This window comes from Phocaeicola faecalis, from assembly GCF_021730445.1.
GTDB classification, from domain to species: domain Bacteria; phylum Bacteroidota; class Bacteroidia; order Bacteroidales; family Bacteroidaceae; genus Phocaeicola; species Phocaeicola faecalis.
In genome coordinates, this window is record NZ_JADNRM010000006.1 from 169,060 (window position 1) to 183,271 (window position 14,212).

At 37.8% G+C, this 14,212-nt stretch carries 11 protein-coding genes; 5 read left to right on the forward strand and 6 right to left on the reverse strand.

Features of this window, described 5'->3' with window-relative positions:
* The first annotated feature begins 175 nt into the window (after positions 1 to 175).
* The gene (locus IR173_RS08625) at positions 176 to 2,335 is read left to right on the forward strand and encodes a C13 family peptidase (RefSeq protein ID WP_237039248.1); all 2,160 of its coding nucleotides are present in this window, start codon (positions 176 to 178) and stop codon (positions 2,333 to 2,335) included.
* Between the two features lie 8 nt (positions 2,336 to 2,343).
* A complete protein-coding gene (locus IR173_RS08630; protein WP_237039249.1) occupies positions 2,344 to 2,787 on the forward strand; it encodes a hypothetical protein in 444 nt (147 codons plus the stop codon).
* Between the two features lie 370 nt (positions 2,788 to 3,157).
* Here the strand turns inward: IR173_RS08630 and IR173_RS18075 are convergent, their stop codons facing one another.
* The 5 genes from IR173_RS18075 to IR173_RS08650 all read right to left on the reverse strand — a co-directional run bounded on the left by IR173_RS18075 (position 3,158) and on the right by IR173_RS08650 (position 8,561).
* Complete coding sequence (locus IR173_RS18075; RefSeq protein ID WP_262914285.1) at positions 3,158 to 3,289, reverse strand: hypothetical protein; 132 nt, start codon at positions 3,287 to 3,289, stop codon at positions 3,158 to 3,160.
* A gap of 17 nt (positions 3,290 to 3,306) precedes the next feature.
* Positions 3,307 to 4,545: an NHL repeat-containing protein gene (locus IR173_RS08635; RefSeq protein ID WP_237039250.1), complete on the reverse strand. Its 1,239-nt coding sequence runs from the start codon at positions 4,543 to 4,545 to the stop codon at positions 3,307 to 3,309.
* A 35-nt stretch (positions 4,546 to 4,580) separates the two neighbouring features.
* Positions 4,581 to 5,858 (reverse strand): 6-bladed beta-propeller, encoded by a 1,278-nt coding sequence (locus tag IR173_RS08640; RefSeq protein WP_237039251.1) that lies wholly within the window; start codon positions 5,856 to 5,858, stop codon positions 4,581 to 4,583.
* A gap of 180 nt (positions 5,859 to 6,038) precedes the next feature.
* Positions 6,039 to 7,247 (reverse strand): 6-bladed beta-propeller, encoded by a 1,209-nt coding sequence (locus IR173_RS08645; protein ID WP_237039252.1) that lies wholly within the window; start codon positions 7,245 to 7,247, stop codon positions 6,039 to 6,041.
* 15 nt (positions 7,248 to 7,262) lie between these two features.
* Positions 7,263 to 8,561: a 6-bladed beta-propeller gene (locus IR173_RS08650; protein ID WP_237039253.1), complete on the reverse strand. Its 1,299-nt coding sequence runs from the start codon at positions 8,559 to 8,561 to the stop codon at positions 7,263 to 7,265.
* 1,216 nt (positions 8,562 to 9,777) lie between these two features.
* Here IR173_RS08650 and IR173_RS08655 point away from each other — a divergent pair.
* The 3 genes from IR173_RS08655 to IR173_RS08665 all read left to right on the forward strand — a co-directional run bounded on the left by IR173_RS08655 (position 9,778) and on the right by IR173_RS08665 (position 12,953).
* Entirely contained in the window at positions 9,778 to 11,355 is a 1,578-nt protein-coding gene (locus tag IR173_RS08655) for a VapE domain-containing protein (protein WP_237039254.1), read from the forward strand.
* A gap of 534 nt (positions 11,356 to 11,889) precedes the next feature.
* Positions 11,890 to 12,144: a hypothetical protein gene (locus IR173_RS08660; RefSeq protein WP_237039255.1), complete on the forward strand. Its 255-nt coding sequence runs from the start codon at positions 11,890 to 11,892 to the stop codon at positions 12,142 to 12,144.
* 113 nt (positions 12,145 to 12,257) lie between these two features.
* Complete coding sequence (locus IR173_RS08665; RefSeq protein ID WP_237039256.1) at positions 12,258 to 12,953, forward strand: CPBP family intramembrane glutamic endopeptidase; 696 nt, start codon at positions 12,258 to 12,260, stop codon at positions 12,951 to 12,953.
* A gap of 4 nt (positions 12,954 to 12,957) precedes the next feature.
* On the opposite strand, the gene IR173_RS08670 is transcribed toward IR173_RS08665, so the two are convergent.
* The gene (locus IR173_RS08670) at positions 12,958 to 13,437 is read right to left on the reverse strand and encodes a LytR/AlgR family response regulator transcription factor (RefSeq protein ID WP_237039257.1); all 480 of its coding nucleotides are present in this window, start codon (positions 13,435 to 13,437) and stop codon (positions 12,958 to 12,960) included.
* Positions 13,438 to 14,212: the final 775 nt, after the last annotated feature.

Here is a 14,212-nt window from a genome sequence, read left to right on the forward strand (position 1 = left end):
CACTGTTATGTAATAGACTATGAATATTTTTGTCTTTTATTCTTTTGTTATTCTATTTTTTTGTAAATTGCAGAAATTAGTTAGTGAATGGTTAAAGAATAAAAGATTTTTATTGGCGCTTTTATAAAATGAGATAAAAGCTATTACTATAACTTTGAACGCAAAAAAAGATGCTATGATTAACAGGGTAGTTTGTGTTATGTTATTATTCCTTACTATGGAAATGGTTTCATGTAATGACTCTTTTATAGACTCGAAAAGGAATGAGAAAGAGGAAATTGAACTTAGAGGTTCTAGCGTATTAACTCAAGAGCAAGCGTGTAATTTAGTTAAATTGCAGGTTTTGCAGAATGATACATTAGGTATCAACATGTTTGTAACTAATGAGGTGAAAGAAAGTAATGATTCTATTGAGAGTTTTTTTACTTATATTCCAACTGTTGATTATCCTTGTTGGTTCTTTTTTATAGATGATAAACCGATAGAGAATTGGGCCCATTCTTGTCGATATGTGTATGTATCGTTAGATGGAAATGTTGAAATTAAGAATGGAACATTTCCACCTAACACTGAAAATTTTAGAAAAGTGCTCTATACGACTGTTGAATCTTGCACACCTGTTGAACCATTTAGTTATATTGCACAAGCGAGATCATTAACGAAGGTGTCTAATAAATATGCCTTGATTATCAACGGAGGGGCTGACAAGGAGAATAATAATCTTAGATATTGGAATAACTGTTCGGCTTTTTATACGTCACTAATTAAATTATATGGCTATAATAAACTTAATATTAAAGTTCTTATGTCTGATGGTACAGATCCTAGTGATGACAGAAATTTAAATAATGGTTCGTATGATTCTTCTCCTTTGGATTTGGATAATGATGGAGTACCTGATATAACAGGAAATGCAACTTACTCTTCTGTATATTCCACGTTGGAAAATTATGCTACTTCTTTGACTGAGACTGATGATTTGACTATTTTTATAACAAGTCATGGTGGTATGACATCTAATGGGCAAAACTATTTTTTTTCTTTGTGGAATAGCTCTATGACTGATTCGGTATTTGCAAGTTTACTAGATCAAATTAAGGTTCGTTGTCTTAATGTTGTTCTTACAACATGTAATAGTGGAGGTTTTATTGATGTTTTAAAGAAAGAAAATCGTAATATTTATACAGCATGTAGAGGTGATGAATATTCGTATGGTGGAGTTGGCAATTCTTATGATAAGTTTGCTTATTATTGGATTAGTGGAATATCTGGTTATCAGCCGGATAATAATAAAAAGGTTGGTTCTGATTATAATAATGATAATATCATTACTTACGAGGAAGCATTTCGATATAAAGTAGAATGCTATAATTCTGATAAGGAGCATGCGCAATTTTCTTCTATACCACAAGATTTAGGAAGTAGGGTGTCTTTGGATTCATATGATTATGGGAAGTTCTCTATAAATGACTTACCTCATTTTAATTTGACAGGAAATTATTATATAACTAACCAATTGCCTGTTGGGTGTGTTATTAATTGGGATGTTACTACTTATGCTCCTTCTTCGACAATGGATGATCAACCATTGTCTATTAGCAAGAAAATATATAATACTCCTACTTTGACGTTGAATAATGCAAGCTCTGCATGGTCAGAATATTACGAGATAAAAGCAAATATAAGCACTCCAAACGGAATGTATTATTCAACTATTAGTGCTACAAGTAATGTTCCTTCACCTTATGTCGGAAGTCTATATTGGGAAACGGATAAAGGACAGAATAGTATCACCACTAATATTGATCATGGTAATACTTTATATGTTTCGGGTGATTTTAATTTGAAGTTAGAGTATACAGATAAGGCAGGTAATAAATCACGCCCTTATACTACTGAACCATTCCGTTTTACATGTGTAACATCTACAAATCGTCATTTGCAGGGCGAAACATCACTTTCGTTTCATACTGATGATTGTGCTGATGGGAGATTGTATATTTATGCGGAGAATGATTGTGGAAGGGCTGCAAATCCTTTCATAATAAATTGTGAAATAACATCGCCATATTATTGGTTGGGCTTGTGTTCTGCTAGCTCAGAACTTATAATAAAAGCAGTTAATACTGTTAGCAAGGGAAAGGCTTTAGGTTCTGTTTTGTCTATTAAGTCTATTGAAGTTTATAATAGTAGCAGAAAACGAGTCTATGCTCAGAATAGCATGAATGGGGTAAGAGAGGTGAAAATAAATACGGATTCTTGGGTGCAAGATGAATATTATATTTATATTTCAGATGGAAACAATATAGAAGAACGAATGATTACATATAAATAGTTAAAGATATGAGAAAAAGCAGATTATGGAGTTGTACTCTGATGTTATCTATTATCTTAGTCGTATGCGGTTGCGACAATAAAGAAGAGGTAATAGGAAATGCGAAGATGAGTGAATGCTTATCCGAACGTTCGGTAGGAAATGCTTTAGAGAGTATTCGTTGCAGTATGAAAGAAAATTCGTTGATTTTCTTTCATCAGAATCGGATGGTTTCTTGTGATGCCGAAACTTGTGATGTGTCTGTAAAAGTAGATGGTAATGTGCTTACTATTTATGAGAATGTAAAAGCTAAAGGAGAGGTAAATTGCACTTGTCCGGTCAATATCGAATATGCAATTAATGAATTGGAACAGAAAGCTTATACGGTAAAAGTGATAGTTGCGCATGAAGTCTATGCCCAATTTGAGATAGTAGTGAATGATACTTGCGATCAAACATATCCTATTGAGTAAATACATACTCTAAAAACACGAATTTATCTGTCACACCTTTGTAATGGTTTGTCTATTAACAGTTTAAGTGTGACAGATAAAGTGTCTGTTGCAGTTGTACCCTGTTTCTCACGTTTCACTACGCAGCATAACACTCCCGTTCGGGTGTGTTTTACCTTCAGTCCCAGCTCGTTGAGGGAACGTCCGAATACACTCAATTTGTTGTCTGTCAGTGTTATACTATTCGCGCGTAAACCAATAATGTTCCCCACGGTCTAGCGTAGCTACTGCCTGAGTGCTGAAATCAGGTGGCACAATAGTTAAGTGCTCGGCTATGATTTATTTAATGAGTTTTCCTTCAAAGTCCTGTATCCAAAAAGTTGAAGCTGTATCACTCTTGTTGGGCTACAACAGGATTGTCTTTTAATGGCGAAGTTGCATCCGCCTGTTCTCCGTCTTGGTGGCAAGAGCTTGCTGTAATTGCCAAGACTAATGCTGCTGATATTGTCTTTAATGTTTTCATAGCCATACTTTTTTGTTCTAGTAAAACAACTTCTCTTTTTTTAATTTAAGTTTCACCAATACCGGGTTACTGTCTTCTTTCAAATCAGGAAAAGGAGGCTTCGCACCTTCTTCAAAGAATTTGAAAGCATCTACCAACATATAAAGATAACCGTTCTTGCAAAAAAGAGAGCTTATGTTCATCGGTATACTGAAATCAATGGAAGGACAATATTTGTCTACATCATTCTTGAACAATTTGGAATAGGTCTTGGCTTTTCCATCAGCAGGACAGAAACCGTATCCGCTTTTTTCTTCACCTTGAAAATAGGCATACAATAAGCCGCTCTTTAATGCCCATACATCTGATAATTGCTTCTTATTAAGAAGTTCACTCATAGAGTAATTATTCACTCCTGCCCAACATATTGTAAACCATTCATAGTCTGCCGCGTCTGGAGACTGTTTTATGATATAGAATGGACGCAAATCTTTCCAGTTTGTTGTACAAAAGACCGTATCCACATGTACCGGTTTTACCCATAATAATGAATCACTTATAATGCCCCTATAGGCCGGAGCAGCTTGAATAACAATGCGGGGACCAATTACTTCTCCCTTAATGTCAAAATGGTGGTTCTTTAGCCTGAAAATGACAGAATCCGTATCCAAGTCTCGAACTGTGAAAAAATACAGACTGTCTGGATTAACTTTAGAATGTTGTTCATAAGGAGCATTTCTTATATAACTATAAAGCTCGGCATTTTTCCAAAAGGCAAATATGTCTTTTGATACAGCCTCTAGTTGGTATGGCTCAGTTCCTAGAAAATCACCGTTTAATGAGAATCTTTGATAATCCATTCTACCATAATCTCTAACCAATACATAGTTTTTATCTATATTAAAGATTGATTTTCCGATTTTGAAGGCAATCTCTCCCGGGCCTTGTCCTTTTTTGAAGAGTGATTTCACATATTGACCACTTGGGGTATATTTATGAATACCATCACTGCTATCCAAATACAAATTTCCTTCATTATCCTCAACCGGATATGTAAGGGCTAAATCGGGAATCAACGGTTCTTCCGAAAATTTTATATATTCTATGTTTTCTACAAAATCGGACAACAGTTGTGACTCTTCCGAATACTCCGCTTCACTTAAATCAATGATGCGTGGTTTATATTCCTGCTGTATAGCGTCAGGTTTATTCCCTTTTTGTTGGCACGAAACCGCCAATAAAAAGGAGAGGATATAAGGTATAAATTTTAGTTTCATTGTATTAAAGGTAGTTTTTACAATAAAATCTATTATTATTTCTTTTTTAAATATGCCATGATTAATACAGGGTTGTCGTCTTCTTTCAATCCGTCGGCAAACGCTACTAGTTTCTCGCTTACCCATTCTCCCTTTTCTTTCTGTTGGGCGATATACTCTTTCAGTTCATAAGGCCATATCCAGTTCACCATGGCACCATTGTGTACTCCCAGTCTTAACTCAAAAGGTTTTCCACCATCAATGTCATCAGTCAGATGTTCTGATATGGCAAAAGTATTTCCGTTGGTCTTATCAAGGAAGGCTAATAAACGTGGGGAATATCCGCGTATACCTTCATAGGCAATAATGTTCATCCATTGCATCACTACATAGCGTTCGGATTCGTATGCGCTGAGTATTCTTTTCTTATTGTCTACCAGTTTGGCATATTCGCTATTCTCAGCAAGAAGTTTTTTAGTCTTTTCATCCCCCTTTGCCTGGCGTGATATCTTCACCATTCCTGTAATATATGTTATATAGTCATTCAGGAAAGCACGTTTATCCGGCCCTAAATCTTTCATATCAAATTTCCATCTCACTTTTAGCCCATTATCAGTTACTGTGTACATGCAATCGGTGAAGAAATTATAGAATAAGGTATGTCCGTCGTAGTCTGAAAACTCATATTGAATGGCTTGAGCACGAACATTGTCCGGCTGATGCAGACTGCTGTCTAGCGGAATACGTTCGCTATATACAATATTGAGATTCGTATTCATCCAATATACAGAATCGGGATAACTGACAAGCATATATAGGCTGTCGGCTGTAACCATATCTGCCAAAGAACCACCACTGACTATGCCCCCGCTTGTATATCTTACCGTCTTTTCTACTCCTGTAAACTTGCCATTCCTGTCATATTGTATGATTTTGTTTCCCTGTGTATAGAATAAGCCACGCTTTTCGTCATAGGTAACCATATAGCCCCATGGACTGGTATCTTCTCCCGGTCCGCCTCCCAGTTTTCCTATTTGTTTGACATATTTTCCTTTAGCATCGAATAAGCGTCCGGGAAAGGCACACCAATACGGCTTTACATACTGTAATAATCCGTTGGTCAAATATATTTTTGTTTCCAAAGGCACATATACGATACTGTCCACCACTTCGGATAATTTCATGGATGGAAGTGCCTTTTCAATGGCATCGCCGATTCTGATAGTGGAATCCAAGACAAATGCTGTCTCTTCACTTTCATCACTTTGTTTTTTCGACTGGTTTGTGCAACCTGACAATGCAAGTATACACAATATCAAGATGGTGTTTCTCACTATTAATTATTTTTTTGTTCTGACGAAACGGTTTATCTTTTTTTCAATTTAAGTTTCACCAATACCGGGTTGCTGTCTTNTGTTTTTTCGACTGGTTTGTGCAACCTGACAATGCAAGTATACACAATATCAAGATGGTGTTTCTCACTATTAATTATTTTTTTGTTCTGACGAAACGGTTTATCTTTTTTTCAATTTAAGTTTCACCAATACCGGGTTGCTGTCTTCTTTCAAATCAGGAAAAGGAGGCTTCGCACCTTCTTCAAAGAAATCGGGAGTACTGATTAATACATACAGATAACCGTTCCTTTGGAAATGACAGCATAAGGGGAGTCTGATTGATTTCAAACAATCATCTAAATCATTTTTAAAGGAGTTCGGGGAACACGTTAAGGCTTTTTCTCCTATTTTGCAGAAACCTGTTTTACAGTCTTTCCGGTATCCGTCTATATCATTATAGGCAAAAAGGACTCCGGTGGGAAGTGGAGACACCTCGAACACTCGATATACTCCTTCAACATCTCTCCTTGCCATATCACCCACTGTTATTGCCATCAGATTGGCATAGTCAGCATCTCTTTGATGGTGTTTTATTACATACCATGGTTCCCATTTCAGGGCATCTGTGGTTCTAAATATAGTATCCTGATATACATGACGCATGTATAAGTTAGAGTCTATCTTATTGTAGTATAGAGGATATTCTCCTCCAAACGCGAGATACATCCCTTTTGTCGCTTTGATATGAAACAAATGATTCGGCATTTTATAGATAATGCTGTCGTTGGAACGAGACCTGACATACCACAAATAAGGACCATCTAAATTGACTTTTTCTCCACGTTTAGGATAATGGTATTCATAATAGAATACGTCTTTGTCTTCTATACTGGCAATGAAACGTTTATGATTGTCTAAACTGTCTATCGTGCGAAAATCTCCCATATATGTTCCCTCCAACGAATATTGTTTGAAATTGACACCGTAGTTATTAACCAGCATGAATTGTTGTTCTGAATTGTAAACAGGGTCTCCAAACGGTAGTATGACCTCTTTCGGTCCTTGCCCCACATTGAAGAGCGATTTGATGAATTCCCCTTTGGAATTATATTTGTAGACAAGGCTGCCTTCTTTTATATAGATATTTTCATTTTTGTCGACATAAAGATGAAATGTAAGAGCAATCTCTGGCAATAATGGTTCTTCTGACAGGCGGATATAACTGATACTATCCGCAAAATCAGACAACATTTGGGGTGTCTCCGAAATCTCAAGTTCGGACATATCAATTATATAAGGATGTTGAACTTCAGCGTCATTCTGCATGACTTGCTTTTGTGTGGGAGTACAGCCTATTAATGTAAATAAGAGTGTACAAAGATATTTCATGCTTAATCAGTTTTATTATTTCTTTTTTAAATATGCCATGATTAATACAGGGTTGTCGTCTTCTTTCAATCCGTCGGCAAACGCGACTAGTTTCTCGCTTACCCATTCTCCCTTTTCTTTCTGTTGGGCGATATACTCTTTCAGTTCATAAGGCCATATCCAGCTGACCATGGCGCCATTGTGTACTCCCAGTCTTAACTCAAAAGGTTTTCCACCGTCAATGTCATCAGTCAGATGTTCTGATATGGCAAAAGTATTTCCGTTGGTCTTATCAAGGAAGGCTAATAAATAAGGGGAGTATTTCTTCCGCATACTTTCATGGGCTATCATGTTTGTCCATTGCATCACTACATAGCGTTCGGACTCGTAAGCATTGAGAATTCTCTTTTTATTGTTTACTCTTCGGGCATATTCACCGTTTTCTGCCATGAGCTTCATGGTTTGTTCATTACCATTGGCTGCACGTGCTATTTGTGACCTTTCTCTATATTGCATCATGTAATCATTCAGAAGTGCACGTTTATCCGGTCCTAAATCTTTCATGTCAAATTTCCATCTTTCTTTTAACCCTTTATCGGTCACCGTGTAGACGCAATCATTGAAGAAGTTATAAAATAAGGTATGTCCGTCATAATCGGAGAATCCGTATTGAACTCCTTGGACATAAAGTCCTTTGGGTTGATACAGACTGTCGTCCAATAATATGCGCTCTTTATGCAGAATTTCAAGATTGGTATTTACCCAATATGCAGAATCTGGATAATTGACAAGCATATATAGGCTGTCGGCTGTAACCATACCTGCCAGACCCGTCAAAGAGCCACCACTAATCATGCCTCCGCTTGTATATTGTATCGTCTTTTCTACTCCTGTAAACTTTCCATTCCTGTCATATTGTATGATTTTGTTTCCCTGTGTATAGAATAAGCCACGCTTTTCGTCATAGGTAACCATATAGCCCCATGGACCGTTCTCCTCTCCTGGACCTCCTCCGTTTTTCCCGATATGCTTGACATATTTTCCTTTAGCATCGAATAAATGTCCGGGATAGGCACACCAATACGGCTTAACATACTGTAGTAATCCGTTGGTCAAATATATTTTTGTTTCCAAAGGCACATATACGATACTGTCCACCACTTCGGATAATTTCATGGATGGAAGTGCCTTTTCAATGGCATCGCCGATTCTGATGGTGGAATCCAAGACAAATGCTGTCTCTTCACTTTCATCACTTTGTTTTTTCGACTGGTTTGTGCAACCTGACAATGCAAGTATACACAATATCAAGATGGTGTTTCTCATAATCTTCATATTGTTTTGAAGTTTGAAGCAAATATAAACAAAATATTTAGAGGTGTAACGATGTTGGGGATACTTTTGGTACACAGATGACTTTTTGCACTATTCTAAAGTATACAATTGCTACATTGAAAAATGTAACTTATTGTAAATCAGAGATAAAAGTATCAGCTTTTTCGGTAGTACTTTGTACCTTCAGAACCAAAATGATAAAGTACGGATTCCCATCTCGAATTCCGATATTTACTGATGATTGCGTCGTTTCTCCCTTTCTCCTTTCATTAGCCATTGAAACGCTCTGCTGATGGGTGTTCCGGTAGTGAATGGACATTCCGTCACCGCCCTTTCAGCCTCCTTTCATTTGTAAAACTCCTTCCGGCTTTTGAACTTTTTCGATAATACTTTACGGTAGGGGCGGACCCATGTGTCCGCCCAATGACCCCAATAACTTAAAGTGAACTGTTCTCGGGCAGACACACGGGTCTGCCCCTACAGAAAACGGCAGGCTGAAAAGAGGTGTAGAAAGTACACAAGGGAATTGCTGAAGGCGGCTTGTGAAGGGACTTGGAAAGTGCGGCTGAAGGGAGGATGAGGGAATGTTCTATCATTCTTAACCGATTGATTATATGAGTGTTTTGATTAAAATGTAAGGATGAACGGAAAAGAAGGATAATCGGCTTAATGAGGGAATGATGCAATCTGCCCCTACATGAAAAACATACCGAGCTTTATTAAAAAGATGCCGAGCTTTTCTGAAAACACAACGACCTTTTTTAAAAAGACTTTGAGGTTTTTTTTAAACACCAAGGTCTTTTTGGAAAACATCAAAGTCTTTTTTGCAGCATGGGAGTGTGTCAAAACTAAACCGGGCTATCCCATCGTCAGTTGTAGGGGCAGGGTTCGCCTGCCCGAAGACACAAAACAAACTGTTTTCGGGCGAGCAAACCTCGCCCCTACGCACGAAACGACAGCATTATCCACATTTTACCCCCCCCTGTTTGTAAAGTGTGTAGTACGTACGCATCGGTCTACACATACGGTGGCATAAGCCCACACGTACGTACGCATCGGCCTACACGTACGTACGCATGAGCCTGCACGTATATGTCATTGTGTCAGGCTCCGTCATATTCTGTGCCGGGATTGGATTAGTTTGTCTTCCCTCTTGACAAAGGCTTTTTTATGTTGTATATTTGTAGTTCGTCAAATCTAAAAAAAGAAGTGCCTCATGAATGTATTTGCCACTCTCAAAACAGTCTTCTTCGGAAGCAAATTCCTGTCAAGCCCTGTTCCCTCCGACGGAACACCACGCCGTGACCTCGTATCCGCCCTCAACGGACTGATGCCGCTTTGTCGGACCATGCCCGGTGTGCACCTGGCAGTGGATATCCGCGAAGGCCGGGTGGCTCTGGTGCTGGACTGGACTCCGCGCACCGACGGGAATGCGCTGGCGGGCAGTTACCACTACATCGGTTCCGATGAAGAAGGGGTGAAGGAAGTGGACAAGTCACAGGTTCTTCTTGCTGAAAACGGCAAGGGAAATTTGTTGGAAAGCAGGAATGAGTCTTCCGGATATCCGACAGTTTCGAAAGATACTGAAAAGGAAGCCGCACCAATATCTCCGGAAGAAACTGTTAAGAAGGCGAAATCACGCTCCTTGATGCAGGAAGTGACCGCTTTCCTTACCTCCCGCTACCACTTCCGGTTCAATGTGCTGACCGAGGAAACCGAGGTAGCGGGCGTGGAACACAATATTCCCGATGACCACTTGCGCTACGCCAAAGTGGACGAACGGTGGATGAACTCGCTCAGTCTGGAAGCCATCGAAGCGGGCATAGACTGCTGGGACAGGGATATCCAACGCTTTGTGCGCTCGCGCCGCATCAGCGAATACCATCCCTTTACCGCCTACTTTGAGCGGCTTCCCGAATGGGACGGCACCGACCGGGTATCGGCACTCGCCCGCAGGGTGTCTGATGACCCGGTATGGGTGAATGGTTTCCACCGCTGGATGCTGGGACTCTCCGCCCAATGGATGCAGTTCCGGCCGGATACCAACCGCGCCAACAGCGTGGCTCCCCTGCTGGTGAGCAGTCGTCAGGGACTGGGGAAAAGTACGTTCTGCCGCCTGTTGATGCCCGATGCGCTGAAAGCCTACTATACAGAGAGTTACGACCTCAGCTCCCCGGCATCTGCCGAAGCCAGGTTAGCTGCCTACGGCCTGATTAATCTGGATGAATTCGACAAGTTGGGTGCATCCAAAATGCCCCTGCTGAAGAACCTGATGCAGGCTTCCGCACTGAATATCCGCAAGGCCTACAAACGCAGTGCCTCGGCACTTCCCCGCATCGCCTCGTTTATCGGCACCAGCAACAGGGAAGACCTGCTGGTGGACCGCACCGGTTCACGCCGTTTTCTTTGTGTCAGTCTGGAGCACGCCATTGACTGCACCACTCCCATAGCCCATGAGCAACTGTACGCCCAGCTCAAGGCGGAGATTCTGTCCGGTGAACGTAGCTGGTTTAACAAGGAAGAGGAACAAGCCATACAGCAACACAACGCTCTGTTCTACAAGCATGTACCCGAAGAGGAGGTGTTCCGCCTCTGCTTCCGCTTTGCCACCAAAGAGGACGAACCGCAAGAGGTGCTGACCCTTTCCGCCACCCAGTTGTTCGAGCGGATGAAGTCCGTCCATCCCTCAGCCATGAGGGGCATGACGGCCTACAGCCTGAGCCGCATCCTGCCCCAGTTGGGCGAGCGGGTGCATACTGCAAAAGGGAATGTGTATCGGGTGGTGGAATGCTAGGTATCATTCAAAAGAGATGGATTGTAGAAAGATAATACTATCATGTACTGGTTGGCGGGAAAAAGCAACGCTCTGAAACTATTTATTTTATATTCAATTTTGTAGGACACAACACCATAATAATATGGTATATATAACTAACTATAAATGCAATATGCTAGAATTTGGGACCAATGACTAAGCTATAAAAGAGAAAAAATAGATAAATGAAATGAATAGTCATCACTATTACCAATATAGACTGAAATTATATTTTTCACTGCAATAAGGTTCAGAAACCTTATATATTACATTATTGCATAAAAAGAAAAAGATGGCTGAATTGAACCATAATAATAAATATACCTACAGAGAAAGCCCTACTATGCCAGCAACTTATATTTTGATGCATTGGCAGTAGTCATTTACACTCTTAAAATAGCCATTCACGTAACCATATAGCTAAACATCCCTATATTTAGCTATGCATCCCATCTATTTGGGAGTATAAAAGTTCTTCCTTAATATTGCAGCAGAAATCAAAACAATTGCACCATGAAAAAAATATCAGTTATCTTTTTAGAAGTAGCCCAAAAGAAAATTTCGGTCTCTATTCTAATAAATGCTCTCCTTACTAATGAAGGTTGTGAAGGACTAGAACAAAGTACAAGATTTGCATTTCAAGCTTTTTGTTGTGCTATATTAGCAAAAGGGCTTATGCAAAAGGCACAATATATACAAGAATATTGGGAATTCATCCAGTGGCCTCTACAAATAAAACCCGATTCAATAGAAGAGTACCACTATTAATTTCTTCAATCAAAATATTAACTTTATGTTTGATTGTGTGCAGTTTTCAGGGGAAGTTAAACTTTTACATAGATTCTGAAATTGTATAAATAACAATTTAATATCTAAATATCATGAAGCAAAAAAACTATTCAAGTAAAGTATTTGCTATTATGTGCTTTTACGTAATTGCTATTATTATTCGCTATTATTTAACGATTGGAAAACCGGGCTTTTTATTAGATATTTCCAATAGTTTGTTCTATAACATTTTAACAGGTATTGGTCCATTTATTGGAAGTATGGTCGCAATATATATTTTAGGTCGAAAAACAATATATTCGAGCTTTGGAAAATCTCCTATAAAATCTATTGCCTGTTTTATACTTCCTATATTCTTCTTTTTTCTTTTTGATATAATCAATAAAGATTATTCCTTTGTCTATACGAAAATAGTAATAACCTGTCTTGTATATTCATATTTAGAAGAATACGGCTGGAGAGGTTATCTACAGTCTGAACTTATAAATCTACGTAAAATAATTAGAATCTCTATTATTACCGTCTTATGGTTCGTGTGGCATCTTAATTTTGATTTATCTATGGGAAATGCATTATTCTTTGCTCTATTATTCTTTGGTTCATGGGGGATTGGACAAATTGCCATCAAATCCCATTCAATAATAGCTTGCGCTTGCTTTCATTCGGTGATTAATATCATGCAAAATATAAATCTAACAACTGTGACGTTAATTATATTAGTAATATCAATTACACTATGGTTTATGTTATGGTATTATAACTGGGAAAGAAAATGGAAGATACAGTAACTCTTTAATATATGAATGACTTAAGTTCCTTTACATATTTTCTTGAAACCTGAATTGTCTTATTATATCCTTTTAGGCTGATTTGATATCCATTTGAATTGCCTTTAGCGGATTCTATATGGTTCAAGTTTACAATAAACGAACGGTGACATCTAAATATGTTAGGATACTTAAGCTCTTCTGCTAATATAGCAAGAGTAGACCTTATCACTTTAGATATAACTTTCCCATCTTGATAATAATATATTTGAATATTATTTTTCTCTGCTTCTGCATATAAAAAATCATTAAGTTTAATTTGTAGATTCTTTTCACGAGTTGAGTTAGTAGATATATTTATTATAATACTTTCAACCTCTTTAGGCGAATCAACCAATGCGCTTAACTGCGTATTCAAGAACTTATAATACTTGAATAATATCAAAAAAGCAGAAGGTATTAGACCTAAAATAGTAGTGTAATACATCGCATAAAGTAGCATCATAAAATTTAATGGAATTCTAAAAAGCATTGACAAATAGAAATAATTTATCAATGTTATAAAGCAAATTAGAACTACTGTATAAATGAACTCAAGAAATAAAGTCCATTTTTTTATATATTTGGGGATAATCCTTTTTACCACATAATTAAAAAAACAAACACTAGCGAAAGTTATTACTCCAAATCCTAATGAAACTAATAATTTGTTTCCTGCATAATTATCGAACCCAAATGGCTGAAGTATATACATTATTAATAAAAGAACGATACTAATTAACAGAATTGACTTTATTTTTAATACCACAAACGGATATTTTCTATTGATGTATATCATAGTCATTTATATATAGATTAATAATCTTAAATTTAGAGCCCCAATAAGCAATACAATTCTATATATTTTGATAGAATCAAAACATAGAATAACTACTTATGTCCAATTAGACAAAGATAATTTATTAATTTAACAAAACAAATTGATAAATAAAAAAAGTCATCATTCTCAGAGTTGATTCCACAGCATATTGTAGACTACCAAAGGAGATAAAAACAAAAGAGTAATAACGGGAGAGAAAAGATGATAATCAGTACCTTCGTAAAATAGTTTAATAATGTATAATTGGTGGTAAGATAACAACAACCAGTCTTTAAAAGGCATATTTTTATTAAAGATTATGAGGAACACAGCAAACATAAATAATATCTCTGGAAGTAACCGATTTTTCATGTCCTTACTGTCCCTTGCCTTCTTTTTGTTTGCCATTGTTTGCCGTCCT

What these genes read in the sequence shown, in the direction of transcription:
- IR173_RS08625 (WP_237039248.1), top strand. Translation starts at nt 176, where the DNA reads ATGATTAACAGGGTAGTTTGTGTTATGTTATTATTCCTTACTATGGAA.
- IR173_RS08630 (WP_237039249.1), top strand. Translation starts at nt 2,344, where the DNA reads ATGAGAAAAAGCAGATTATGGAGTTGTACTCTGATGTTATCTATTATC.
- IR173_RS18075 (WP_262914285.1), bottom strand. Translation starts at nt 3,289, where the DNA reads ATGAAAACATTAAAGACAATATCAGCAGCATTAGTCTTGGCAATTACA.
- IR173_RS08635 (WP_237039250.1), bottom strand. Translation starts at nt 4,545, where the DNA reads ATGAAACTAAAATTTATACCTTATATCCTCTCCTTTTTATTGGCGGTT.
- IR173_RS08645 (WP_237039252.1), bottom strand. Translation starts at nt 7,247, where the DNA reads ATGAAATATCTTTGTACACTCTTATTTACATTAATAGGCTGTACTCCC.
- IR173_RS08650 (WP_237039253.1), bottom strand. Translation starts at nt 8,561, where the DNA reads ATGAAGATTATGAGAAACACCATCTTGATATTGTGTATACTTGCATTG.
- IR173_RS08655 (WP_237039254.1), top strand. Translation starts at nt 9,778, where the DNA reads ATGAATGTATTTGCCACTCTCAAAACAGTCTTCTTCGGAAGCAAATTC.
- IR173_RS08660 (WP_237039255.1), top strand. Translation starts at nt 11,890, where the DNA reads ATGAAAAAAATATCAGTTATCTTTTTAGAAGTAGCCCAAAAGAAAATT.
- IR173_RS08665 (WP_237039256.1), top strand. Translation starts at nt 12,258, where the DNA reads ATGAAGCAAAAAAACTATTCAAGTAAAGTATTTGCTATTATGTGCTTT.
- IR173_RS08670 (WP_237039257.1), bottom strand. Translation starts at nt 13,437, where the DNA reads ATGATGCTACTTTATGCGATGTATTACACTACTATTTTAGGTCTAATA.